The following is a 22381-nucleotide window of genomic DNA, read 5'->3' as shown; positions in this document are numbered from 1 at the left end:
TCCGCCACACCGCTGTGACGCTGGGTACAAGGTCCGTGCTCGGCGCGGCGGCGCACCCGGCACGCACAGGGTAGCGAGCCGGGCGCGACGGTGCCGCAGGTGGGCGGCCCAGTTGGGCGCCCGGCGGGCGCCCGGCGAGCGCCCGGCAGGCGCTGCGGGCGAGCACCGGGGGCGTGGGCGCGGCTACCGTCGGGGCATGACGGAACCACCCGACCCGCCCGGCCCGGCGGACCCCTGGTCGACGGTCGCCGAGGGCTGGGCCCGGGCCTGGGGCACCTTCGCGCGGCCCGTGTGGGACCCGCTGCTCGCCGCGGCCGGCGTCCGGCCGGGCAGCCGCGTGCTCGACGTCGGGTGCGGCACCGGCGAGCTGCTGGAGCGGCTCGCCGCCGGCGGCGCGCGGCCTGCCGGCGTCGACCCGGCACCCGGGATGGTGCGGCTCGCCCGCCGGCGCGCCCCGGACGCCGACGTGGTGTGCGCCCCGTTCGAGGACCTGCCCTTCGCCGACGGCGCGTTCGACGTCGTCACGGCGGTCAACGCGCTGCAGCTCGCCGACCCGGAGGAGGCGCTCGACGAGGCCGCCCGCGTCCTGGTGCCCGGCGGGGCGCTCGCCCTGGCGGGCTGGGCCGAGCGGGCGCGCAACGACGTCGACGCCGTGGAGCGGGCCGTCGCCGCGGCGCTGGACGACGACCCGCCCACCGACGGGCCGCTGCGCCTGCCGGGCGGCCTCGAGGCCGCGCTCGAGCACGCCGGGTTCGACGTGGTCGACGCCGGCCTCGCGCCAGTGCCGTGGACGGCGCCGGACGACGACGCGCTCGTGGCGGGCATCCTCCTCGGCGAGGACGAGCCGGTGCTCGCCGGGCTGCGTGCTGCCGTCCTCGACGCCGCGCGCCCGTTCCGGACCGCGGACGGCGGCTACCGCCTGGTCAACGCGTTCCGCTGGGCGGTGGGCCGCACGCCCGTCTGAGGCGCCGCACCACGACGACGGCGCCGCCCCCGTGCGGGGAGCGGCGCCGTCGTCGTCGTGCGCGGGACGCCGTCAGCGGGCGCCCGCCGCCTCCAGGAAACCGAGCAGGGTGCGCACGCCCACGCCGGTGCCGCCGGCCGGGGTGTAGCCGAAGGCGCCCTTCTCGTTGTACGCGGGGCCCGCGATGTCCAGGTGCGCCCACGGCGTCGAGCCGACGAACTCCTTGAGGAACACCGCGGCGAACAGCATGCCGCCGGCCCGGTCGCTGGCGGAGTTGACCATGTCCGCGACCTTGGACTTCAGGTTGGCCTTGAGCTCCTCCGGCATCGGCATCGGCCAGAACTGCTCGCCCACGGCGTCGGCCGCGGCCTTGACCGCGTCGCGGACCTCGTCGGTGCCGAGCACGCCCGAGACGCGGTTGCCGAGCGCCACCACCTGCGCGCCGGTGAGGGTCGCGATGTCGAGCACGACGTCGTGGCCCTCCTCGACGGCGGCGACGAGGCCGTCGCCCATCACGAGGCGGCCCTCGGCGTCGGTGTTGGTCACCTCGACGGTCTTGCCGCCCTTCATGGTGATGACGTCGCCGGGGCGCTGAGCGTTGCCGCCCGGCATGTTCTCGGCCAGGCACAGGTAGCCGGTCACGGCCACGGGCAGGCCCAGACGCGCGGCGGCCAGCACCGTGTGCAGCACCGCGGCCGCGCCCGACATGTCGGAGGTCATCGCGGGCATGCCGGCCGGCGGCTTGAGCGAGATGCCGCCGGTGTCGAACGTGATGCCCTTGCCCACCAGCGCCACGCGGGTGGCCGGCTTCGACGGCGTGTACGACAGCTTCACCAGGCGCGGCGGCCGGGCCGAGCCCTGCCCGACGGCCAGGATGCCGCCGTAGCCACCCGAGGCGAGCTGCTTCTCGTCCAGGACGGTGACCTTGACGCCCTTGGCGCCCAGCTCCTTGACGGCGGAGCGGGCCGCGTCGGCGAACGTCGCCGGGTACAGGTCGTTGGGGGCGGTGTTGACGAGGTCGCGCGTGCCGTGCACGGCGTCGGCCAGCACCTGGGCGCGCTCGACGACGGCCTTCGCCCGCGCGCTGCGGGCGAACGGGGTGGCGATCTCGACGCTGCGCACCGGGGCGGCCTTCGCGGCGGCCTCGCCGGCGCGGTAGCGGGTGAAGGCGTAGGCGCCGAGCAGGGCGCCCTCGGCGACGGCGGCCAGGTCGTCCTCGTCGGCGGTCGGCAGCGCGACGACGGCGGAGGCGGTGCCCGCGAGCCCGCGCAGGGCGGCGCCGGCCGCGCGGCGCAGCGTCTCCGCGCCGAACGTGCCGTCGGCCTGCCGCTCGCCGAGGCCGGTGAGCACGAGCACGCCCGCCTGGACGCCGGGGCCGGCGGGCAGCCTGCGGACCTCGTCGGGGGCGCCGGTCAGGCCGAGCTGCGGGGCGAGCGTCTCGAGCTGGCGCACCAGGTCCTGGGGGAGCTGGTCGGCCACGACGGCCAGGCCGTCGGACGTCGAGCACGTGCCGACCACGAGGGCGTCGGCCTTGACGGAGGTGGGGTTCTTGGCGGTGAGAGTGAGGTCAGCCACGCCGCGATGCTATCGCCGCGCCCCGCGCGCCTCGCGCGGCGGGCGGCCGTCCGAGGGCCGGTAGTCTCGGGGCCGTGGTCGTCCCCCTGCTGGTCCTCGCGGTCGCCCTGTGCCTGGCGCTCGCGGGATGGGCCCTCGTGTTCGTGGTCCGAGACCGCGCCGTCATCCTCAAGCAGCTGTTCGGCGCGGCGGCCGTGGAGGCCGTCCTGGTCGTCCAGGGGGTCGTCGCGGCCGTGCAGCTCACGGCGGGCGGCCGGTCGGTGGACGGTGCGCTGTTCTGGGGCTACTACGCCACGGCCCTGGTGCTGCTGCCCGTCGCCGCGGCGTGGGCCTTCGCCGAGCGCACGCGCTGGTCCTCGGTCGTCCTGGCCGTGGCCGCGCTGACGGTCGGGTTCCTCGAGTGGCGGTTGTGGCAGATCTGGGGTGCGGCATGAACGACGTCCTCGACCAGCGGGCCGCGGCGCGGCCGGGCCGGGGCACCGGGCGCGGCTTCGGGCGCGTGCTGGTGACGGTCTACGGGATCCTGGCGTTCGCGGCGATCGGCCGCTCGTCGTACGAGCTGGCGACCAAGTTCTCCGAGGCGCCGGTCGCGTACTCCCTGTCCACCTTCTCGGCGGTCGTCTACGTGGTCGCCACGGTCGCGCTGGCGAAGGGCCGCGGCGCCTGGCGCACGGTCGCCTGGGTGGCGGTGACCATCGAGGCGGTGGGCGTCGTCACCGTGGGCGCGCTGTCGCTGACCTCGCCGGACGTCTTCGGCGAGACCACGGTGTGGTCCGGCTTCGGGCAGGGCTACGGGTACGTGCCGCTCCTCCTGCCGTTCGTGGGGCTGTGGTGGCTGTGGCGCCGCCGCGGCGACACCGCCGACCGCAAGACCGCCGCCCCGACCGGTGCCCCGACCGACACCCCGCCCCGCCCCGCCCCGACGACCGAGGACTGATCCGTGCCGACGCCGTACCACCTCTTCTTCGACGCCGTCTTCCGGGGCATGGACCCCGAGCGGGCGCACGGGCTGGCCTTCCGGGCCATCGAGCTCGCGGGACGCACCCCGGTGCTGCGCGACGTCGCCCAGGGCGCGCTCGCCCCCTACCTCGGGCGCGGGGCCGGCGGCCCCGGCAGCGTCGAGGTGCTCGGCCGCACCTTCCCGGCGCCGTTCGGGCTCGCGGGCGGGTTCGACAAGGACGCCCGCGCCGTGCGCGGGCTGACCATGCTCGGGTTCGGCTTCGTCGAGATCGGCACCGTGACGCCGCGCCCCCAGCCGGGCAACGAGGCGCCGCGCATGTTCCGCGAGCTCGGGCTGCGCGGGCTGCGCAATCGCATGGGCTTCAACAACGAGGGCGCCGCCGCGGCGGCGGACCGGCTGCGCGGGCTGCGCAGCACCGCCGCGGGCCGCGCCGTGCGGGTCGGCGTGAACATCGGCAAGAACAAGACGACGCCGGCCGAGCGCGCCGCGGACGACTACGCCGCCTGCGCCCGCGAGCTGGCGCCCTACGCCGACTACCTCGTCGTGAACGTCTCGTCGCCGAACACCCCCGGCCTGCGCGACCTGCAGACCACCGCCGAGCTGCGGCCGATCCTCACCGCCGCCCGCGAGGCCGCCGACGCTGCGACCGGCGAAGCCGGGGTGGCGCGCGTGCCGCTGCTGGTGAAGATCGCCCCCGACCTGGCCGACGAGGACGTCGACGCCGCGGCCGACCTCGCGCTCGAGCTCGGCCTGGACGGGGTCGCGGCCGTGAACACGACGGTCCGGCACGAGCTCGGGCCCGGCGGTCTGTCCGGCCCGCCGCTGCTCGGCCGCGGCCTCGAGGTGGTCACCCGCCTGCGCGCCCGCCTCGGCGCGGGCCCGGCAATCATCGGGTGCGGCGGCATCACCACGGCGGACGACGCCCGGGCGTACCTGCGCGCCGGCGCGGACCTGGTCCAGGGCTACACGGGGTTCGTCTACGAGGGCCCGCTGTGGCCCTCACGGCTGAACCGTGCGCTGGCCGCCGACGCCCGCCGCACCGCGCAGGGCGCACCGGCGTGAGCGGCGTCGTGCGCCCCGAGTGGGAGTGGGCGCTGACCGACGCCGCCGACCGCCCGGCGTCGGGCACGCTCAGCCCGGTGTTCACGGTGCAGTTCGACGCCGAGCAGTGGCTGGGGGAGCACTGGCGCGCCCTGGCCGGGGCCGGGGTGGCGCGGGCGCAGCTGCTCCACCGTGGGGAGCCCGCGGGGCCGGCCGTCCGGTTCCCGGCGTGACGGCCGCGCCCGCCCGACCCCGCGCCTGACCTCCGGCCGGGCCGGCACGTCAGGACACCCGCGCCCACGCCCGCGCGAGGCGGGGCACCGCCCGCTCCAGCTCGGCCGGGTCACGGGTGAACGTCAGCCGGACCCGGTCGGCGCTCCCGCCGTCGGGTGTCAGGGTCGGTCCCGCGTTGACGAGCACGCCCTCGGCCGCCGCCGCGGCGGCGAAGGCCTGCGCCAGCGGGCGCCCCAGCCCGGCCCACACGCACAGCCCGCCGGGCGGCGCCGCGACCGTCCACGCCGGCAGGTGCTCGCGCAGGGCGGCGACGAGCGTGTCGCGCCGCTCGCGCAGCAGCGCCCGCCGCCCTGCGAGCACCTGTGCCCGGACGCCGAGCAGCTCGGCGACGGCGAGCTGCTCGAGCAGCGGGCTGGCGATGTCCACGGCGGCCCGCGTGCGGGCGAGCTGGGCGAGCACGTCGGGGTGCGCGCGCACCCAGCCGATCCGCAGGCCGCCCCAGAACGCCTTCGACGCCGAGCCCACCGTCACCACGTGCGGCGACGCCCCGTCGCCAGCCAGGGGCGGCGGCACGTCGTCGTCGCCGGCGGGCCCGCCGCCCGGACCGTCGAGCGCCAGCTCGCTGAGCGTCTCGTCCGCCACGACCGTCACGCCGTGCCGGTCGGCGACGTGCCGGACCGCGACCCGCTCGGCCGGGGTGAGCGACCGGCCGGTGGGGTTGTGGAAGTCCGGTACGAGGTAGACCAGCCGCGGGCGCAGCCGCCGCACCGTCGACTCCAGGAGCTCGACGTCGAACGGCGCGGCGCGCGGCCCGTCGGCCGGCGGCACCGGCACGCCGGCCACGCGGGCCCCGGCGTCGCGCAGCGCCTGCACCGCGTGGACGTACGTGGGCGACTGCGTGAGGGCCACGTCCCGCGGCCGCAGGAACGTGCCCGCCAGCAGCGCCAGCGCGTGCTGGGCGCCGGTGGTGACCAGCACCTGGTCGGGCGTCGTGGGCGTGCCGCGCTCGGTGCAGCGGCGGGCGACCGCCGCCCGCAGCGCGGGCACCCCCAGCGGCTCGTAGCCGCCCGAGGCCAGGTAGTCCGGCAGCGCCTCGAGCGCCCGGGCGTACGCGGCGTGCAGCTGCGGCGGCGCGGGCGGCGTCGCCTGGGACAGGTCGACCAGGTCCGCGCGTCCGGCGCCGGGCGGCGGGTCGGGCACGGGGGCGTCGCCGGCGCGCTCCCGGGTGCCCGCGGGACCGGCGACGGGCGCCGGGCGGGGCAGCACGGTGACCGTCCCGGAGCCGGTGCGGCTCGCGGCGAACCCCAGGTCCCGCAGCCGGTGGTACGCGGCGGTCGTCGTCGTGCGCGAGACGCCGAGGGCGGCGGCCAGCTCCCGCTCGCTCGGCAGCCGGGTGTGCGGGGGCAGCGTCCCGGCCAGGACGGCGGCGCGCAGGGCGTCGGCCAGGGCGGCGTACGCGGGGCCGCCCGCGTGCCACGCGCCGAGCAGCCGGACGGCGCCGGCGGGGGAGAGCTGGCGGTGCACCGGTGGGGTCATGAGGCCAGTGTGCGCGGATTGGCTATGGATCTCCATGCCAATCTTCGACGAGGATGGTCGCCATGCACCTGTGGCGCCGCTCCCTCCAGCTCGTCCTCGGCCTCCTGGCCTTCGCCCTGTCGATGGCGATGCTGCTGCACGCCGGGTTCGGCGGGATGCCCTGGGACGTGCTGCACCAGGGCGTGGTGCGGCGCACGGGGCTGCCGTTCGGCGCCGTCGTCGTCGCGTCGAGCCTGCTGGTGCTGCTGGCGTGGATCCCGCTGCGGCAGCGGCCCGGGGTGGGCACCGTGGCCAACGTCGTGGTCATCGGCGTCTCGGTCGACCCGTTCCTCGCGCTGCTCGAGGCCACGCTGCCCGACCCCGGCACGGCGGCGCGCGTGGCGCTCGCCCTGGGCGGCGTGCTGGTCAACGGCGCCGCCACGGCGGCGTACATCGGGGCGCGGTTCGGCCCGGGCCCGCGCGACGGCCTGATGACCGGCCTCGTCGGCCGCACGGGGTGGTCGGTGCGGTGGGTCAAGACGCTCATCGAGGTGTCCGTCGTCGCCCTCGGCTGGGCGCTCGGCGGCACGTTCGGCTGGGCCACCGTGGTCTACGCGCTCGGCGTGGGCCCCGTGGTGCAGGTCGCGGCCCGCTGGCTCGCGCCGGCCGGCATCGCGGACGCCACGCGGCGAGCGGTGCCCGCCGCGCCGGCGCCGGCCGTGCGCTGACCGCCGCCCGCGCCGGCTCCCCGCACGACGACGGCCCGCCCTCCGCGAGGAGGACGGGCCGTCGTCGATGCTGCGGCGGACCGGTCGGGCCGTCAGCTCGGGCGGGTCTTGGGGGCGTTCTCGGCCGTCTTGGCCGCGTCGCGCACCACCACGTCGCCGAGGATCTCGTCGATGCGGGTCATGAGCTCGGCGGGGATCTCGACGCCGGAGGCCTTGACGTTCTCCGCCACCTGCTCCGGTCGCGAGGCGCCCACGAGCGCCGCGGCGACGTTGCGGTTCTGCAGCACCCACGCGATGGCCAGCTGCGCCTGGGTGAGGCCGAGCTCGTCGGCGACCGGCTTGAGCTGCTGGACGCGGGTGAGGACGTCGTCGGTGAGGAACCGCTGGATGCCGCCGGTGGAGGCGTTCTTGTCCGCGGCGCGGGAGCCGGCCGGGGCGTCCTTGCCGGGCAGGTACTTGCCGGACAGCACGCCCTGCGCCATCGGCGACCAGACGATCTGGGAGACGCCGAGCTCCTCGGAGGCAGGCACGACCTCCGGCTCGATGACGCGCCACAGCATCGAGTACTGCGGCTGGGACGAGATGAGGTGGATGCCGAGCTCCTTGGCCAGGGCGTGCCCGGCGCGCAGCTGGTCGGCGGTCCACTCGCTGACGCCGATGTACAGGGCCTTGCCCTGGCGCACGACGTCGGCGAACGCCTGCATCGTCTCCTCGAGCGGCGTCTCGGTGTCGTACCGGTGGGCCTGGTAGAGGTCGACGTAGTCGGTGCCGAGCCGACGCAGCGAGCCGTCGATCGACTCCATGATGTGCTTGCGGGACAGGCCCGAGTCGTTGGCGCCGCCGGGGCCGGTGGGCCAGTAGACCTTGGTGAACACCTCGACAGATTCCCGGCGCTGGCCCCGCAGCGCCTCGCCGAGGACCTCCTCCGCCTTGCCGTTCATGTAGACGTCGGCCGTGTCGAAGGAGGTGATGCCGGCGTCGAGCGCCGCGTGGACGGACTTGATCGCCGTCTCGTTCTCGACCTGGCCCCCGTGGGTGAGCCAGTTGCCGAACGTGATCTCGGTGATCTTGAGGCCGCTGTTGCCGAGGTAGCGGTAGGTGACCATGGCGTCACCCTAGCCTCGGATCGTTTCGACCCGCAGCCTCAGGGTCACGGCCGGCGAGCCCGGCCCGGCCGTCGGCCCTGCCGTCGGCCGGGCCGCGCCCGCGGGCGGGTCACTCGGGCCAGACGCCGTGCTTCTTGTGCGTCGGCTTCGGCATGCGCGACCGGCGGATCTGGAACGCGCGCATGATCGCGTACATGGCGGTGCCGCGCTCCACGATGCCGAACCGCGCCTGCAGCCTGCGCTTGAGGCGCTGCCACATGAGGACCGAGTCGCCGATCGCGATCAGGACGACGGCGTACAGCGCGATGAGCACGTACAACGCCAGCACGGGCAGCTGCGTGACGGCGAAGTTCACCAGCACGAACACGAGCGCGACCGGCAGGAAGAACTCCGCGATGTTCCAGCGGGCGTCGACGTAGTCGCGCACGTACCGCCGCTGCGCGCCCTTGTCGCGCGGCGGCATGTAGCGCTCGTCGCCCTCCTGCATCGCCTTGTACTGGCGGGCGCGCTCCTCGCGCTGGCGCTCGCGCGCGGCCTTGGCCGCGCCCTTGCGGTCGGCCGGCACCAGCGGGCGCCGGTTGCGGGCCTCGGCCTCGCTGCGCCGGGGCGTGGGGCGGCCCTTGCCGCTCGACGGCGCGCCGGTCTGCTCGATCTTCGCGGCCTCGGTCACGGGGTCGGGCGCCGCGGGCGTGGCGGCCTTGTTGCGGGAGAACACGCTCCCAGGGTAGTCGAGCGCGGGCGCGTCGCGGGCCGCCCTACCGGCGCCCGGACGGCGGGCGGCAGGGCGGCCGGACGGCGTCGGCCGCCGGTAGCGTGTCCCCGTGACCGACACGACCACCGACGACACCACCAGGGACGACGTCGACGCGCTGCGCGAGCGCGTCGAGGCGCTGTTCCCCGCCCTGCAGGCCGACCTCGAGGACCTCGTGCGCGTCCCGAGCGTCTCCGCGGCGGCCTTCGACCAGGCCCACGTCGAGGCCTCCGCCGAGGCCGTCGCCGCGCTGCTGCGCGACGCCGGGCTGCCCGAGGTGCAGATCCTGCGCTCGGCCCGGCCCGACGGCACGCCCGGCGCGCCCGCCGTCGTCGCCCGCCGCCCCGCGCCCGCCGGCGCCCCGGCGGTGCTGCTCTACGCGCACCACGACGTGCAGCCGCCGGGGGAGGGCTGGACCACCGACCCGTTCCAGCCGGTGCAGGTCGGCGAGCGCCTCTACGGCCGCGGCGCCGCGGACGACAAGGCGGGCATCGCGGCGCACGTCGGCGCCCTGCGCGCGCTCGGCGGGCTCGCCGCGGCGGGCGACGAGACGCCCGTGGGCGTCACGGTGTTCGTCGAGGGCGAGGAGGAGTCCGGCTCGCCGTCGTTCCACCAGTTCCTCACCGACCACCGCGAGCTGCTGCGCGCGGACGTCATCGTCGTCGCCGACTCCACCAACTGGAAGGTCGGCACCCCGGCGCTCACGACGTCGCTGCGCGGCCTCGTCGACGGCGTCGTCGAGGTCGAGGTGCTCGAGCACGCCGGGCACTCCGGCATGTTCGGCGGGCCGGTCCTCGACGCGAACGTCCAGCTCGCGCGCCTGCTCGCCACGCTGCACGACGAGGCGGGCAACGTCGCCGTCGAGGGGCTCGCGGTCGCCCCGGAGCCGGAGGTCGACTACGACGAGGCGCAGTTCCGCGCCGACGCCACCGTGCTCGACGGCCTCGCCCTCGCCGGCGAGGGCACCATCGCGGGCCGGCTGTGGACCAAGCCCGCGCTGAGCGTCATCGGCATCGACGCCGTCTCCGTGGCGCACGCGTCGAACACGATCGCGCCGCGCTCCCGCGCGAAGCTCTCGCTGCGGCTCGCGCCGGGGCAGGACCCCGCCGCGGCCGACCGCGCCCTGGCCGACCACCTGGCCGCGCACGCGCCGGCGGGCGCCCGGGTCACCTGGACGCGCTGGGAGGCGGGCAAGCCGTTCCTCGCGCCGGGCGACACGGCGGCGATGCGCGCGGCCCGCGCGGCGTTCACCGCCGCGTGGGGCACCGAGCCGGTCGACATCGGCGTGGGCGGCTCCATCCCGTTCATCGCCGACCTGCTCGAGGTGTTCCCCGACGCCGCGATCCTGGTGACGGGCGTCGAGGACCCCGACTCCCGGGCGCACGGCGCGGACGAGTCGGTGCACCTGGGCGAGCTGCGCAAGGTCGTGCTCGCCGAGGCGCTGCTGCTGCGCAGGGTCGCCGAGGGGCTCTGACCCCGGGACCGCCGACGCCGCGGGGCGGCCTCGCCGCACGGTGAGGCCGCCCCGCGGCGTCCGCGGTCCGAGCGGGTCGCTCAGCGCGGCAGCGTGTCGCGGTGCGCCACGTCCACCGAGCGCGCCCAGGCGGCGACCTCGGCCGGCAGCTCGGGACGGTGCTCGAGGGCGTCGCCGCCCATGAGGGCGACGACGTCGGGCGCCGGCACGCGCTCCCCGTGCGGTCCCAGGAAGCGCGCGGCCACCCAGGCGGTCGCGTACTGCTCGCCGTCCTTGGCGAAGACCTGCTCGAGGTAGACCACGCGCGGGTCCCAGCCCAGCAGGCGGGTGGTGATGGTGAACCGGTCCCACAGCCGCAGGGAGCGCCGGTACTTGACGGTGGACGCCGCCACGACGGGGTACCAGCGCCGGTCGCCCATGCGGCGGTAGCCGTCGAGGTCGGCGATGTAGTTGGCGCGCGCCACGTCCATCATCTGCAGGTACACGCCGTTGTTGACGTGCATGTACAGGTCCAGGTCCAGCGGGTGCACCCGCATCGTGGTGACCGACGGGTCGAGGACCCCCTGGCCCGGGACGGGCCGGCGCGGCCGGTAGGACGCCAGGGCGAGCTGCAGTGTTCGCGTCACGCGGGCAGGGTACTACCCGCGACCGGCGGTACCAGGAACCCGACCGGGACCGGGTGCCCCGGCGCGCGCGCCTCGTCGGCCCGCCGCGGCGCGGGGCGCTGTGCCACGATCGACCCGTGCACGCGCTGCTGCTGGCCGCCGACCCCCGCACCGCCGCGGGGCTCGCCGCCGCGTGGCGGGCCGGGGGAGCGGGCACCGTGGAGGCGGGCGTCCTGCCGCCCGCGCCGCCCGCCGCAGGGGCCTCGCCCGCCGACGGGCGCCCGCCCGGAGCACAGGGGCCGGACGCCGGGCCGGACGCCGGGCGGGACGCCGGGCCGGCCCCGGTGCTCGTGCCGGTGTCGGCGCTGCTGCGCCGCCCCGGCGCCGAGGTACCGCCGGCGCGCCCGCTGCCCGCGTGGGCGGCCCCCCTCGCGGCCGCCGACCTCGTCGTCGTCCACCTCGAGCGGCTCGACGCCCGGGGCCTGCACGGCCCGCCGCTGGCCGACGTCGTCGCGGTGGCCGCGCCGCTCGCCCTGCCCGTCGTCGTGCTCGCCCGCCGCTCCGAGGCGGCGCGGCGCGAGTGGTCCGCCGCCGGGCTGAGCGGGGTGCACGAGGTCGGCCCCGCGGGAGACGGCCCCGTGGCCCGGGCCGAGCAGGTCGCCCGCGCCGCGGCCACGTGGGCACCGCGCTGGCGGGAGGGAGAGGCGCCTCACGGCGGACGGCCGCTCCCGCACGACGGCTCGCGCGCTTAGGATCGGGAAGAGCGTCACCGACCCCGTTGTTGGAGGAAGCATGACCGACACTCTCGAGACCGCCACCCACGGCGTGAACCTCACCGACGTCGCCGCGACCAAGGTGCGCAACCTCCTGGAGCAGGAGGGGCGTGACGACCTGCGGTTGCGCGTCGCGGTGCAGCCCGGCGGCTGCTCCGGCCTGATCTACCAGCTGTACTTCGACGAGCGGCTGCTCGACGGGGACGCCGTGCGCGACTTCGACGGCGTCGAGGTCGTGGTCGACAAGATGAGCGTCCCGTACCTCGAGGGCGCCACGATCGACTTCGCCGACTCCATCGAGAAGCAGGGGTTCACGATCGACAACCCCAACGCCGCGAGCTCCTGCGCCTGCGGCGGCTCGTTCGCCTGACGGCGGCCCCGAACCACGCACGGGCCCGGTCCCGGAGCACTGCTCCGGGACCGGGCCCGTGCTGTCTCCGGGGCCGAGCCGGGGCGCCCGCGAACCGCGTGCGATGCGTCACAGGGGTGCCGCGGGGCCGGCGCGGCCGGCCGGCGCGCGCGAGGGCGCGGCGCGGCCCGACGGTCCGTGCGGGAGCATCGATCTGACACGAGGCGCCGCAGTGTCGTGACCAGGCCGGATGGTGGCGCCGGGCGGCACTTCGTCACGTCAGGACCACTCCGAAACGGCGTTCTGCGGGCGCCAGTCGCGCTAGGCTGCGACGTATCGAGGACGAAGGTTCCGCCATGCGCCGTGCCAGCACGACGCGCGGGACGAGACGTGAAAGGCCTCCCTTGCACTCGAAGCCCCCCACCCGCACCAGGCGGGCCATCTGGCGCGCGTCGGCGATCGCCGGCGCCGTCGCCCTGCTGGCCTCCGGCTGCGCGAGCGACTCTGTCAAGCGCGGGTACCTGCCCGGTTACGACGACGGGGAGGTGACCAACCACACCGAGCGCATCACCAACCTCTGGGTCGGCTCGTGGATCGCCGCCCTCATCGTGGGCATCGTGACCTGGGGGCTGATGCTCTGGTGCATCGCCGCCTACCGGAAGCGCAAGAACGACCACCAGCTGCCGGTCCAGACGCGGTACCACCTGCCGCTCGAGCTGATGTACACCGCCGTGCCGATCCTCATGGTCCTGGTGCTCTTCTACTACACCGACCGTGACATGTCGGAGATCCAGAGCACGAGCGCCGAGCCGGACGTGAACATCCAGGTCATCGGCAAGCAGTGGAGCTGGGACTTCAACTACCTCGACGACGGCGTGTACGACACCGGTCAGCACCTGATCGACGTCGGCGGGCAGACGGAGGAGGACGAGGTCGACGAGGCCGCCGGCACGTCCACCGAGCTGCCCACGCTGTACCTGCCGGTCGACCAGACCGTCCAGTTCCAGCTCGACGCGCGCGACGTCATCCACTCGTTCTGGATCCCGGCGTTCCTCTACAAGGAGGACATGATCCCGGGCCGCACCAACGTGTTCGAGGTGACCCCGACGCGTGAGGGCACGTACGCCGGCAAGTGCGCCGAGCTCTGCGGCGAGTTCCACTCCGGCATGCTCTTCAACGTCAAGGTCGTGTCGCAGGAGGAGTACGACGCGCACATGGAAGACCTGCGTGCCGCCGGCCAGACCGGTGAGCTCGGGCTCGAGCTCAACCGCCACCAGGACCCGCCGCCGACCGACGACCTGAACCTCGAGGAGAACGAGCGCTGATGGCCACCACCACCTCCCACGCCCCGGCGGCGGAGCTCGTCCCCGGGCTGGCCCCCCGGCGTCAGACCCTCGGCCGGACCGTCGTCAAGTGGATCACCTCCACCGACCACAAGACGATCGGGTACATGTACCTGATCACGTCGGTGCTGTGGTTCTGCATCGGCGGCATCCTCGCGCTGCTCATCCGCGCGGAGCTCTTCGAGCCCGGCATCCAGCTGGTGCAGAGCAAGGAGCAGTACAACCAGCTCTTCACGATGCACGGCACGATCATGCTGCTCATGTTCGCGACGCCGCTGTTCTCGGGCTTCGCCAACGTGATCATGCCGCTGCAGATCGGCGCCCCCGACGTCGCCTTCCCGCGGCTCAACATGCTCGCGTACTGGCTCTACTCCTTCGGCAGCCTCATCGCCGCCGCGGGCATCTTCACGCCGCAGGGCGCCGCGTCGTTCGGCTGGTTCGCCTACGCGCCGCTGTCGAACACCACGTTCAGCCCGGGCCTCGGCGGTGACCTCTGGGTCTTCGGCCTGGCGATGTCCGGCTTCGGCACCATCCTCGGCGCCGTCAACTTCATCACCACGATCATCACCATGCGCATGCCCGGCATGACGATGTTCCGGATGCCGATCTTCACCTGGAACACCCTCGTCACCAGCCTGCTGGTGCTGATGGCGTTCCCGCCGCTGGCCGCTGCGCTGTTCGCCCTCGGCGCGGACCGCACCCTCGGTGCCCAGGTGTTCAACCCAGAGAACGGCGGCGCCATCCTCTGGCAGCACCTGTTCTGGTTCTTCGGCCACCCCGAGGTGTACATCATCGCGCTGCCGTTCTTCGGCATCGTGACCGAGATCCTGCCGGTGTTCAGCCGCAAGCCGATCTTCGGCTACAAGGGCCTGGTCTACGCGACCATCGCGATCGCGGCGCTCTCGGTGACGGTGTGGGCGCACCACATGTACGTCACCGGTGCGGTCCTGCTGCCGTTCTTCGCCTTCACGACGATGCTCATCGCCGTGCCGACGGGCGTGAAGTTCTACAACTGGATCGGCACCATGTGGCGGGGCAAGCTCACCTTCGAGACGCCCATGCTGTGGAGCATCGGCTTCCTGGTGACGTTCCTCTTCGGTGGCCTGACCGGCATCATCCTGTCGAGCCCGGCGCTGGACTTCCAGCTGTCCGACTCCTACTTCGTCGTGGCGCACTTCCACTACGTCGTGTTCGGCACCGTGGTGTTCGCGATGTTCGCCGGCTTCTACTTCTGGTGGCCGAAGTTCACCGGGCGCATGCTCGACGAGCGCCTCGGCAAGGTGCACTTCTGGATGCTGTTCGTCGGCTTCCACACCACGTTCCTCATCCAGCACTGGCTGGGCGTCGAGGGCATGCCGCGCCGCTACGCGGACTACATGCAGAACGACGGCTTCACCTGGGAGAACCAGGTCTCGACGGTCGGCGCGTTCCTCACCGCGGCCTCGATGCTGCCGTTCTTCTGGAACGTCTACTCGACCTGGCGCAACGCGCCGAAGGTCACGGTCGACGACCCGTGGGGCTACGGCCGCTCGCTCGAGTGGGCCACGTCCTGCCCGCCGCCGCGGCACAACTTCACGTCGCTGCCGCGCGTCCGCTCGGAGTCCCCGGCGTTCGACCTGCACCACCCCGAGGTGGCCGCCATGGAGCACCCGGACCTGTACCCGGGCGTCCTGGACAAGGTCTACGGCGAGGCCGACCGTCGCGGTCAGCAGCCGCTGGCCCAGGAGCGCGTCGGCCAGCAGTACCCGGAGCGCCAGCAGACCACGACCCAGGTCGTGGGCGAGCCCCGTACCGACGAGGAGACCGGCAAGTGAAGATCGAGATCAAGCTCTTCCTCTGGCTGACGCCGTTCTTCCTGCTCGTGGGAGTCATCTACGGCTTGCTCACCGAGTGGCAGGAGCCGGTCGGGTTCCTCGGGATCCCGCTGGTGGGCGGCCTGATGGCGATGGTCGGTGCCTACCTGGCGCTGACGGCCCGCCGCATCGACCCGCGTCCGGAGGACGACGAGGCCGGCGACATCGAGGACGGCGCTGGCGACCAGGGCGTGTACGCCCCCTGGAGCTGGTGGCCGCTGATGGTCGGCCTCGCCGCCGCGACCGGGTTCCTCGGCCTGGCCGTGGGCTGGTGGGTCGTGTACATCGGCTTCATGATCGGCGTCATCGCGCTGGTCGGCTGGGTCTTCGAGTTCAGCCGCGGGCAGCACGCCCATTGAGCACCGCTCGCAGCGAAGGGCCCCGCACCGGATCTCCGGTGCGGGGCCCTTCCGCGTCCGCCGGCGCCGCCCCGCGTCCGGCGGGCCGGCGGAGGCTCAGGCCGGGGACGGCAGGGCCTTCAGCCCCCGCACCAGGTGCTCGGGCTCGACGGCGAGGTTGACGCGCACCCAGCCCTCCCCGGAGCGGCCGAACGCCGAGCCGGGCGCGACCGCCACCCGCTCGGTGCGCAGCAGGTCGAGGCACCAGGCGTCCACATCGCCGCCGCTGGCGTGGGAGACGTCCACCCACAGGTAGAAGGCGCCTCGCGGCCGGTGGTGCCGCACGCCCGCCTCGTCGAGCGTGCGGCACGCCAGCTCGCGGTGGGTGCGGTACGTCGCCGCGGCCCGCGCGACGGCGTCCTGCGGCCCGGTCAGCGCGGCCAGCGCGGCGTGCTGGTCCGGCATGGCGACGCAGCTGATCGTCGCCTCCTGCAGGTGCGGCAGCACGTCGGTGAACGCCGGCGGGGCGACGAGGTAGCCGACGCGGGCGCCCGTCATCGCGTACGACTTGGACAGCGAGTAGACGCTGAGCACGCGGCCGTCCGGGTCGAGCGCGCCGAGCGACGTGTGCGGCTCGTCCGCGAAGTGCTCGTACACCTCGTCGGACACCACCCACAGGTCGGCCTCGCGGGCCACCGTGAGCAGCGCCCGCAGGTCCTCCTCCGGCAGCACGACGCCGAGCGGGTTGGAGGGCGAGTTCACGACGAGCGCGCGCGTGCGCGGGGTGATCAGCCGCCGCAGCGCGTCCGGGTCGGGGCGGAACCCGTCCTCCGGCCGCAGCGGGTAGGGGACCGGGACGGCGCCCAGCGTCCGCGGCGCCATCGAGAACACGGTGTAGCCCGGGTCGGGCACCAGCACCTCGTCGCCCGCGTCCAGCACCATGCCGAGGGCCTGGTGCAGCGCCTGGGTGGCACCGACGGTAACCCAGACCTGGGCCGGGTCCACCGCCATGGCGTTGTCGCGGGCCAGCTTGGCTGCCACGGCCGCGCGCAGCGGCGCGATGCCGCCGTTGGGGCCGTAGTCCACGAGCCCCGCCGCCCAGGCGGCCCGGGCGGCCTCGACCACGTGGGGCGCGACCGGCAGGTGCGGCTCGCCCACGGCGAGGTTCACGACGTCGTCCATCGCGAGGGCGGCCTCGAAGACGCGGCGGATGCCGGAGGGCGGGACGAGACCGACGTGGGCGGCGATGCGCGGCATGGCGGCACGCTAGCCGCGGCGTGTGTCGCGGCGGTTGCGGCGCCGTGACCGGGGCGGCTGTCCGCGGGCCGGGGCGAGGCGCGCGAGCGCCCGGCGGACGGCGCCGGGCAGGCCCGACCCGGGGTCGCGCACGGCCGCGTGCAGGCCGTGGGCGGGCGTCCCTCGGCCTCGGAGGGGTGCCGGGCGCGCCGGTCGCTCTGCGGGACGTCCGCGGCGCGTACGGACCTCCCGGGGGACGACGAGGGCCCGGGCCCGGCGAGCTGGTGCTCGCCGGACCCGGGCCCTCGTCGTGCTGACGCCGGTCGCGCGTCAGGCGTCGGCACCTGACGGGCGCGTCGGCTCAGAGCTCAGAGCTCAGACCGAGGCTCAGACCGTGGGGACGATCAGGCCGGCGGTCTGCGACTTGGCGCGCGCGAGGCGCTCCTCCGCGTCGGCCCAGTTGACGACGTTCCACCACGCCGAGACGTAGTCGGCGCGCACGTTCTGGTAGTCCAGGTAGTACGCGTGCTCCCAGCAGTCGAGCAGGACGATCGGCACGAGGCCCAGCGCGATGTTGCTCTGCTGGTCGTAGAGCTGCACGATGATCAGCTTCTGGCCGATGGAGTCCCAGGCGAGGATGGCCCAGCCCGAGCCCTGCACACCGGCGGCGACGGCCGCGAAGTGGGCCTTGAACTTCTCGAACGAGCCGAAGTCCTCGGCGATGGCCGCGGCGATGTCGCCGGTCGGCTCGCCGCCGCCCTCGGGGGAGAGGTTCGTCCAGAACGCCGAGTGGTTGACGTGGCCGCCGAGGTTGAACGCGAGGTTCTTCTCGTGCAGGTTGACCGCCGCGAGGTCGCCCTTGTCGCGGGCCTCCTCCAGCTTCTCCAGAGCGGTGTTGGCACCGGTGACGTACGCCTGGTGGTGCTTGGAGTGGTGCAGCTCCATGATCCGGCCCGAGATGTGGGGCTCGAGCGCGCCGTAGTCGTAGGACAGGTCAGGGAGCGTGTAGACAGCCATCAACTTCCTCCTGGATCAGGCCGGCCGTCACGGTGGCGGCCGGGCGGGGGGCGCCGTCGTCCGGGCCCGGGCGTGCCCGGGTCGGGGCGGGGCGCACGGCGGGGGGCCGTCGTGGACGGCCAGGTCACCAAGGACGACGATGACCCGCGCCCCGGCTTCCCACAAGCGGGAAAACCGTGACGCGGGTCACCGTCGTGCTGCTCGGCGCGGTCAGCGGGCCCGGCGAGCGCTGCCCGCGGTCACCGCCGGGGCCGCGGCGGGCGCGGCCTCGAGGGCGTCGTGCTCGCCGTGCGAGTGCGCGGCCGCGAGCTCGGCGGGCGTCACCGGCTCGACGCGGTCCTCGAAGAAGAACCGCGACAGCTTCTGCCAGCGGCGGTCGTTCTTGTAGCCCTTGCGCTTGACGCCGCGGGCGTCCGTGGCGGGCGCGATCTCGAGCGGGCGGTGCGCCTCGTAGTTGACGCGCAGCCAGCGCTCCTCGTCGCTGAGCGGGGTGTGGACCTCGATGTACTCGCCGTTCGCGAAGCGGACGATGCGGCCCGACTCGTGCCCGTGGAGCACCAGCTCGCGGTCCTTGCGCTGCAGGCCGAGGCAGATGCGCTTGGTGATCCAGAACGCGAACCACGGGCCCACGAAGATCAGCACGCGCAGCACCCAGGTGATGGCGTTGATCGACAGGTCGAAGAAGATCGCCAGCAGGTCGTTCGAGCCCGCGACAGCCAGGATGATGAACGCCGTCAGGAAGGCGACGCCCAGGCCGGTGCGCACCGGCACGTTGCGCGGCCGGTCGAGCACGTGGTGCTCGCGGTGGTCGCCCGTCACCTTGGCCTCGACGAACGGGTAGACGAAGAGGAACGTGAACAGGATGCCGGGGACCACGACGGCAGGGATCAGGACGTTGAGCGACACCGTGTAGTCGCCCCACGTCACGAACTCCGTGAAGCCTGGCATCAGGCGGAGCGAGCCCTCGAGGAACAGCATGTACCAGTCGGGCTGCGCGCCGGCCGACACGGGGGAGGGGTCGTACGGCCCGTAGTTCCAGATGTTGTTGATCGACATCGTGCCGCCCATGAGCGCCAGCACGGCGAAGACCAGGAAGAAGTTGCCGCCCATCTTGGCGATGTAGACGGGGAACATCGGGTAGCCGACCACGTTCTTGTCGGTGCGGCCGCCGCCCGGGAACTGTGTGTGCTTGTGCAGGACCATGAGGAACAGGTGCAGGCCGATGAGCGCGAGCAGCAGCGCCGGGATCAGCAGGATGTGCACCGTGAACAGGCGGGCGATGATGTGCTCGCCCGGGAACTCGCCGCCGAAGATGAAGTACGACAGGTACGAGCCGATCACCGGGATCGACTTGACCACGCCGTCCGCGATGCGCAGGCCGTTGCCGGAGAGCACGTCGTCGGGCAGGGAGTAGCCGGAGAAGCCGGCCAGCAGGCCGAGGATCATCAGCAGGCAGCCGACGAGCCAGTTGAGCTCGCGCGGCTTGCGGAAGGCGCCGGTGAAGAAGACGCGCATCATGTGCACGACGATCGACGCCATGAAGATCAGCGCCGCCCAGTGGTGGATCTGGCGCATCAGCAGGCCGCCGCGGACCTCGAACGACAGGTCGACGGTCGACTCGAAGGCCACGGACATGAGCTGGCCCTGGAGCTGCGCGGGCCCGTCGCCGTGGTAGGTGACCAGCGCCATGGAGGGCTGGAAGAACAGGGCGATGAACACACCCGTGATCAGCAGGACGACGAAGGAGAAGAGCGCGATCTCCCCGAGCATGAAGGACCAGTGGTCCGGGAAGATCTTGCGCGCGAACTCCTTGACGGCCACGCCGACGGACGTCCGCTGGTCGAGGTAGTCCGCGGCCTTGCCCGCCCGCGTCGTCGGCGCGGCAGGGCGCTTGCTCGCAGTCGTGGTGCTCACTTGAGGCGCTCCCAGTAGCTCGGGCCGATCGGCTCGTCGAAGTCGTCCTCAGCCACGAGGTAGCCCTCGTCGTCGACCGTGATCGGCAGCTGGGGCAGCGGGCGCTTCGCGGGGCCGAAGACCACCTTGGCGCCGTCCGAGATGTCGAACGTCGACTGGTGGCAGGGGCACAGCAGGTGGTGGGTCTGCTGCTCGTACAGGGCCACGGGGCACCCGACGTGCGTGCAGATCTTCGAGTAGGCGACGATGCCGTCGTACGAGGCACCCTCGCGGTGATCGGACTTCAGGTCCGCCGGGTCGAGCCGGACGAGGAGGACGACGGCCTTGGCCTTCTCCGTGATCCACTCGTGGGAGCGGCGCTCCTCTTCGGGCACGTCGGGGATGACGTGCGCGACCGAGCCGATGGTGAGGTCGGCAGCCTTGATGAGGCGGCCGCTGGGGTCGTACGCCAGGCGGCGGCCGCGCTCCCAGAGGGTGTGGCGGAACTTGTCGACGTTCCAGTCGCCGCCGACGGAGCTGACGAGCGGCACGGCGATCGTCAGCGGGAAGAGGGCGAGGGCCGAGACCACGGCGCCCTTGAGCAGGCCGCGGCGCGCGATGCCCGAGTCGTTGGCACCCTGCTGGAGGGCGGCGACGGCGACCTCGCGGTCCTCGGGGGACGTCTCGACCGGGTGGCGCTGGTCGATGTACTCGTGGTGGGACATCAGCGACTTGGCCCAGTGGATCGTCGCGATGGCGATGCCGAGGAGCGAGATGCCGAGGCCGATGCCGAGCAGCTGCGTCGACAGGCGCGTGCCCTCGGTGGTGCCGTCCGGGCGGACGGCGAAGTAGGCGACGAGCGTCGCGATCGTGGCGACGCACGAGATGCCGAACAGGCCGGCGACGATCCGCTCGGAGCGCTTGGCCGCCTTCGGGTCGGTGTCGGTCAGGCGCGGCTTGTGCTCCGGGACGCCCGGGTCCGGGAAGCGGTCGCTCGGGACGAGGTCGCTCGACCCGGCGGCCCGCTGGATGTCGGAAGAGTTGTTCACGGGGTTCTTGCTCTCGCTCACGAGGACTTGGCTCCGATCCAGACCGAGCCGGCGATCAGGAGGCCGATGCCGATGATCCAGGCCCACAGGCCCTCGGCCACCGGGCCGATGCCGCCGAGCGCGAAACCACCGGCGGAGCCCGCCTTCTGGTCCTCGAGGTAGGCGATGACGTCGCGCTTGTCCTCGGGGGTGATGTTGGCGTCGTTGAACACCGGCATCGACTGGGGGCCGGTCAGCATGGCCTGGTAGATGTTGCGGGGCGAGGTGTCCTCGAGGGAGGGCGCGTACTTGCCCTCCGAGAGCGCACCGCCGGCGCCGATGGCGTTGTGGCACATCGCGCAGTTCGTGCGGAACACCTCGAGGCCGTTCGAGGGGTCGCCGAGGGCCGGGTCGACCTGCTCGTCGGTGGGGATGGCCGGGCCGGCGCCGAGCGAGGCGACGTACGCGGCGAGCGCGGCGGTCTGCTCCTCGTCGAACTGCGGCGGCTTGGCTGCCGCCTGCGGTCCGTTCATCTGCATGGGCATGCGGCCGGTAGAGACCTGGAAGTCGACGGCCGCGGCGCCCACGCCGACGAGCGACGGCGCCTCGGACGTGCCCTCGGCGTTGGGGCCGTGGCACGTGGCGCAGTTCGCCTGGAACAGCTTGTTGCCGGTCTCGATGTCCGCGGTGCTGGCGGTCTCGGCCGTGGCCGAGCTCGGTGCGAGAACGGCGTAGACGCCGCCCGTGACCAGCAGCGCCAGCAGCAGGAGCACGACCGGGGCGGCCCGGTGGTGCCTGCGGGCGGCGAGTGCCTTCACGAAATGAACCTCGTCTCGTGGCGTTGGTGGGGTGGGTTCGTCCGGCAGCGGCCTCGCCGCCCGACGGAGGTCACTTCAGGAGGTAGATGACGCAGAAGAGCGCGATCCACACGACGTCGACGAAGTGCCAGTAGTAGGACGTGACGATCGCCGTGGTGGCCTCGTGGTGGCCGAACCGGCGGGCGGCGAACGAGCGGCCCAGCAGGAAGAGGAAGGCGATCAGGCCGCCGACGACGTGCAGGCCGTGGAATCCGGTCGTGAGGTAGAAGACCGAGCCGTACGGGCTGGAGGAGATGGTGAGGCCCTCGTGCACCAGCTCGGCGTACTCGAAGATCTGGCCGGCGATGAAGAAGGCGCCCATGAGGTAGGTCAGGGTGATCCACTCGTGCATGCCCCAGCGCTTGACGTTCACGAGCGAGCCGGTGCGGACCGGCTGGAACCGCTCGGCGGCCCAGACGCCCATCTGGCACGTCACGGAGGACAGCACCAGCACCGTGGAGTTGAGGAAGGCGAACGTGAGGTTGAGCTTGTCCGCCTGGGCAGCCCACTCCTCCGTCGGCATCACGGAGCGCACGGTGAAGTACATGGCGAACAGGCCGGCGAAGAACATCAGCTCGCTGGCCAGCCAGACGATCGTCCCGACCGACACGGGGTTCGGACGGTTGACGCTCACGTGCTGGTGGGCGGTGGGGGCAGCAGCCGTTGCGGTCGTGGACACGCAGCCATTATGGCCGACTCCGCCGACAGGTGAGGCACCGGAAACGGCCTGGCAGCAGGGA

23 protein-coding genes are annotated in these 22381 nt (G+C 73.8%); 12 read left to right on the top strand and 11 right to left on the bottom strand.

The genetic code is table 11. The features are described from left to right. Window positions 1-196: 196 nt before the first annotated feature. On the top strand, window positions 197-964 hold the full coding sequence (locus U5M74_RS02495; RefSeq protein WP_410905847.1) for a class I SAM-dependent methyltransferase: 768 nt from the start codon (window positions 197-199) through the stop codon (window positions 962-964). 72 nt (window positions 965-1036) lie between these two features. On the opposite strand, the gene U5M74_RS02490 is transcribed toward U5M74_RS02495, so the two are convergent. After that, window positions 1037-2539, bottom strand: coding sequence for a leucyl aminopeptidase (locus tag U5M74_RS02490; RefSeq protein ID WP_410905845.1), 1503 nt, complete (start codon window positions 2537-2539; stop codon window positions 1037-1039). 74 nt (window positions 2540-2613) lie between these two features. On the opposite strand from U5M74_RS02490, the gene U5M74_RS02485 reads away from it, so the two are divergent. Genes U5M74_RS02485 through U5M74_RS02470 form a run of 4 tightly spaced genes read left to right on the top strand, consistent with a single transcriptional unit; the run spans window position 2614 to window position 4774 of the window. Continuing rightward, window positions 2614-2973: a hypothetical protein gene (locus U5M74_RS02485; protein WP_410905843.1), complete on the top strand. Its 360-nt coding sequence runs from the start codon at window positions 2614-2616 to the stop codon at window positions 2971-2973. Next, the gene (locus U5M74_RS02480) at window positions 2970-3476 is read left to right on the top strand and encodes a hypothetical protein (RefSeq protein WP_410905841.1); all 507 of its coding nucleotides are present in this window, start codon (window positions 2970-2972) and stop codon (window positions 3474-3476) included. The genes U5M74_RS02485 and U5M74_RS02480 overlap by 4 nt, the downstream gene beginning before the upstream one ends. 3 nt (window positions 3477-3479) lie before the next feature. Beyond that, complete coding sequence (locus U5M74_RS02475; protein WP_410905839.1) at window positions 3480-4562, top strand: quinone-dependent dihydroorotate dehydrogenase; 1083 nt, start codon at window positions 3480-3482, stop codon at window positions 4560-4562. Further along, complete coding sequence (locus tag U5M74_RS02470; protein ID WP_410905837.1) at window positions 4559-4774, top strand: hypothetical protein; 216 nt, start codon at window positions 4559-4561, stop codon at window positions 4772-4774. The genes U5M74_RS02475 and U5M74_RS02470 overlap by 4 nt, the downstream gene beginning before the upstream one ends. A 49-nt stretch (window positions 4775-4823) precedes the next feature. On the opposite strand, the gene U5M74_RS02465 is transcribed toward U5M74_RS02470, so the two are convergent. Next, window positions 4824-6311: a PLP-dependent aminotransferase family protein gene (locus U5M74_RS02465; protein WP_410905835.1), complete on the bottom strand. Its 1488-nt coding sequence runs from the start codon at window positions 6309-6311 to the stop codon at window positions 4824-4826. A gap of 62 nt (window positions 6312-6373) precedes the next feature. Between U5M74_RS02465 and U5M74_RS02460 the strand changes: the two genes are divergently transcribed. Further along, a complete protein-coding gene (locus U5M74_RS02460) occupies window positions 6374-7018 on the top strand; it encodes a YczE/YyaS/YitT family protein (RefSeq protein ID WP_410905833.1) in 645 nt (214 codons plus the stop codon). 92 nt (window positions 7019-7110) lie between these two features. Here U5M74_RS02460 and U5M74_RS02455 read toward each other — a convergent pair whose 3' ends face one another. Both U5M74_RS02455 and U5M74_RS02450 read right to left on the bottom strand, forming a co-directional pair. Continuing rightward, window positions 7111-8124 (bottom strand): aldo/keto reductase family protein, encoded by a 1014-nt coding sequence (locus U5M74_RS02455; RefSeq protein ID WP_410905831.1) that lies wholly within the window; start codon window positions 8122-8124, stop codon window positions 7111-7113. A 109-nt stretch (window positions 8125-8233) separates the two neighbouring features. After that, the gene (locus U5M74_RS02450; RefSeq protein ID WP_410905829.1) at window positions 8234-8839 is read right to left on the bottom strand and encodes a DUF3043 domain-containing protein; all 606 of its coding nucleotides are present in this window, start codon (window positions 8837-8839) and stop codon (window positions 8234-8236) included. A 106-nt stretch (window positions 8840-8945) separates the two neighbouring features. Between U5M74_RS02450 and U5M74_RS02445 the strand changes: the two genes are divergently transcribed. Continuing rightward, window positions 8946-10349 (top strand): M20/M25/M40 family metallo-hydrolase, encoded by a 1404-nt coding sequence (locus tag U5M74_RS02445; protein WP_410905827.1) that lies wholly within the window; start codon window positions 8946-8948, stop codon window positions 10347-10349. Window positions 10350-10429: 80 nt separating this feature from the next. Here U5M74_RS02445 and U5M74_RS02440 read toward each other — a convergent pair whose 3' ends face one another. Further along, the gene (locus tag U5M74_RS02440) at window positions 10430-10975 is read right to left on the bottom strand and encodes an acyl-CoA thioesterase (protein ID WP_410905825.1); all 546 of its coding nucleotides are present in this window, start codon (window positions 10973-10975) and stop codon (window positions 10430-10432) included. Window positions 10976-11091: 116 nt separating this feature from the next. Here U5M74_RS02440 and U5M74_RS02435 point away from each other — a divergent pair, with 116 nt between their 5' ends. The 5 genes from U5M74_RS02435 (at window position 11092) to U5M74_RS02415 (ending at window position 15631) form a co-directional block, all read left to right on the top strand. Continuing rightward, window positions 11092-11706, top strand: coding sequence for a hypothetical protein (locus U5M74_RS02435; protein ID WP_410905823.1), 615 nt, complete (start codon window positions 11092-11094; stop codon window positions 11704-11706). Window positions 11707-11746: 40 nt separating this feature from the next. Then, window positions 11747-12097 (top strand): iron-sulfur cluster insertion protein ErpA, encoded by a 351-nt coding sequence (gene erpA / locus U5M74_RS02430; protein WP_069983660.1) that lies wholly within the window; start codon window positions 11747-11749, stop codon window positions 12095-12097. 383 nt (window positions 12098-12480) lie between these two features. Then, window positions 12481-13401: a cytochrome c oxidase subunit II gene (gene coxB, locus U5M74_RS02425; RefSeq protein ID WP_410905821.1), complete on the top strand. Its 921-nt coding sequence runs from the start codon at window positions 12481-12483 to the stop codon at window positions 13399-13401. Next, window positions 13401-15233: a cytochrome c oxidase subunit I gene (gene ctaD, locus U5M74_RS02420; protein WP_410905819.1), complete on the top strand. Its 1833-nt coding sequence runs from the start codon at window positions 13401-13403 to the stop codon at window positions 15231-15233. The genes coxB and ctaD overlap by 1 nt, the downstream gene beginning before the upstream one ends. Continuing rightward, window positions 15230-15631 (top strand): cytochrome c oxidase subunit 4, encoded by a 402-nt coding sequence (locus U5M74_RS02415; RefSeq protein ID WP_410905817.1) that lies wholly within the window; start codon window positions 15230-15232, stop codon window positions 15629-15631. Before ctaD ends, U5M74_RS02415 begins: the two co-directional genes overlap by 4 nt. Before the next feature lie 96 nt (window positions 15632-15727). On the opposite strand, the gene U5M74_RS02410 is transcribed toward U5M74_RS02415, so the two are convergent. The 6 genes from U5M74_RS02410 to U5M74_RS02385 form a co-directional block, all read right to left on the bottom strand. Next, window positions 15728-16867 carry a pyridoxal phosphate-dependent aminotransferase gene (locus U5M74_RS02410; protein WP_410905815.1) on the bottom strand — a complete coding sequence of 380 codons (1140 nt, stop codon included), beginning with the start codon at window positions 16865-16867 and terminating at the stop codon, window positions 15728-15730. A 366-nt stretch (window positions 16868-17233) separates the two neighbouring features. After that, window positions 17234-17863 (bottom strand): superoxide dismutase, encoded by a 630-nt coding sequence (locus tag U5M74_RS02405; protein ID WP_410905813.1) that lies wholly within the window; start codon window positions 17861-17863, stop codon window positions 17234-17236. Between the two features lie 210 nt (window positions 17864-18073). Continuing rightward, window positions 18074-19777: a cytochrome b gene (locus U5M74_RS02400; protein ID WP_069983666.1), complete on the bottom strand. Its 1704-nt coding sequence runs from the start codon at window positions 19775-19777 to the stop codon at window positions 18074-18076. After that, a complete protein-coding gene (locus U5M74_RS02395; protein ID WP_410905811.1) occupies window positions 19774-20826 on the bottom strand; it encodes a Rieske 2Fe-2S domain-containing protein in 1053 nt (350 codons plus the stop codon). Before U5M74_RS02395 ends, U5M74_RS02400 begins: the two co-directional genes overlap by 4 nt. Continuing rightward, on the bottom strand, window positions 20823-21602 hold the full coding sequence (locus U5M74_RS02390; protein WP_410905809.1) for a c-type cytochrome: 780 nt from the start codon (window positions 21600-21602) through the stop codon (window positions 20823-20825). Before U5M74_RS02390 ends, U5M74_RS02395 begins: the two co-directional genes overlap by 4 nt. Before the next feature lie 70 nt (window positions 21603-21672). Further along, window positions 21673-22320, bottom strand: coding sequence for a heme-copper oxidase subunit III (locus tag U5M74_RS02385; protein WP_410905807.1), 648 nt, complete (start codon window positions 22318-22320; stop codon window positions 21673-21675). Window positions 22321-22381: the final 61 nt, after the last annotated feature.

Source organism: Puerhibacterium sp. TATVAM-FAB25 (assembly GCF_046535855.1).
GTDB lineage: Bacteria > Actinomycetota > Actinomycetes > Actinomycetales > Cellulomonadaceae > Puerhibacterium > Puerhibacterium variabilis_A.
The sequence above is the reverse complement of the archived record's forward strand: the minus strand, read 5'-3'. Positions and strand labels throughout refer to the sequence as shown.

Excerpts from the sequence above, each read along its gene's own strand:
- U5M74_RS02495 (WP_410905847.1), top strand. The coding sequence starts at position 197 with ATGACGGAACCACCCGACCCGCCCGGCCCGGCGGACCCCTGGTCGACG.
- U5M74_RS02480 (WP_410905841.1), top strand. The coding sequence starts at position 2,970 with ATGAACGACGTCCTCGACCAGCGGGCCGCGGCGCGGCCGGGCCGGGGC.
- U5M74_RS02465 (WP_410905835.1), bottom strand. The coding sequence starts at position 6,311 with ATGACCCCACCGGTGCACCGCCAGCTCTCCCCCGCCGGCGCCGTCCGG.
- U5M74_RS02460 (WP_410905833.1), top strand. The coding sequence starts at position 6,374 with ATGCACCTGTGGCGCCGCTCCCTCCAGCTCGTCCTCGGCCTCCTGGCC.
- U5M74_RS02455 (WP_410905831.1), bottom strand. The coding sequence starts at position 8,124 with ATGGTCACCTACCGCTACCTCGGCAACAGCGGCCTCAAGATCACCGAG.
- erpA (WP_069983660.1), top strand. The coding sequence starts at position 11,747 with ATGACCGACACTCTCGAGACCGCCACCCACGGCGTGAACCTCACCGAC.
- ctaD (WP_410905819.1), top strand. The coding sequence starts at position 13,401 with ATGGCCACCACCACCTCCCACGCCCCGGCGGCGGAGCTCGTCCCCGGG.
- U5M74_RS02410 (WP_410905815.1), bottom strand. The coding sequence starts at position 16,867 with ATGCCGCGCATCGCCGCCCACGTCGGTCTCGTCCCGCCCTCCGGCATC.
- U5M74_RS02405 (WP_410905813.1), bottom strand. The coding sequence starts at position 17,863 with ATGGCTGTCTACACGCTCCCTGACCTGTCCTACGACTACGGCGCGCTC.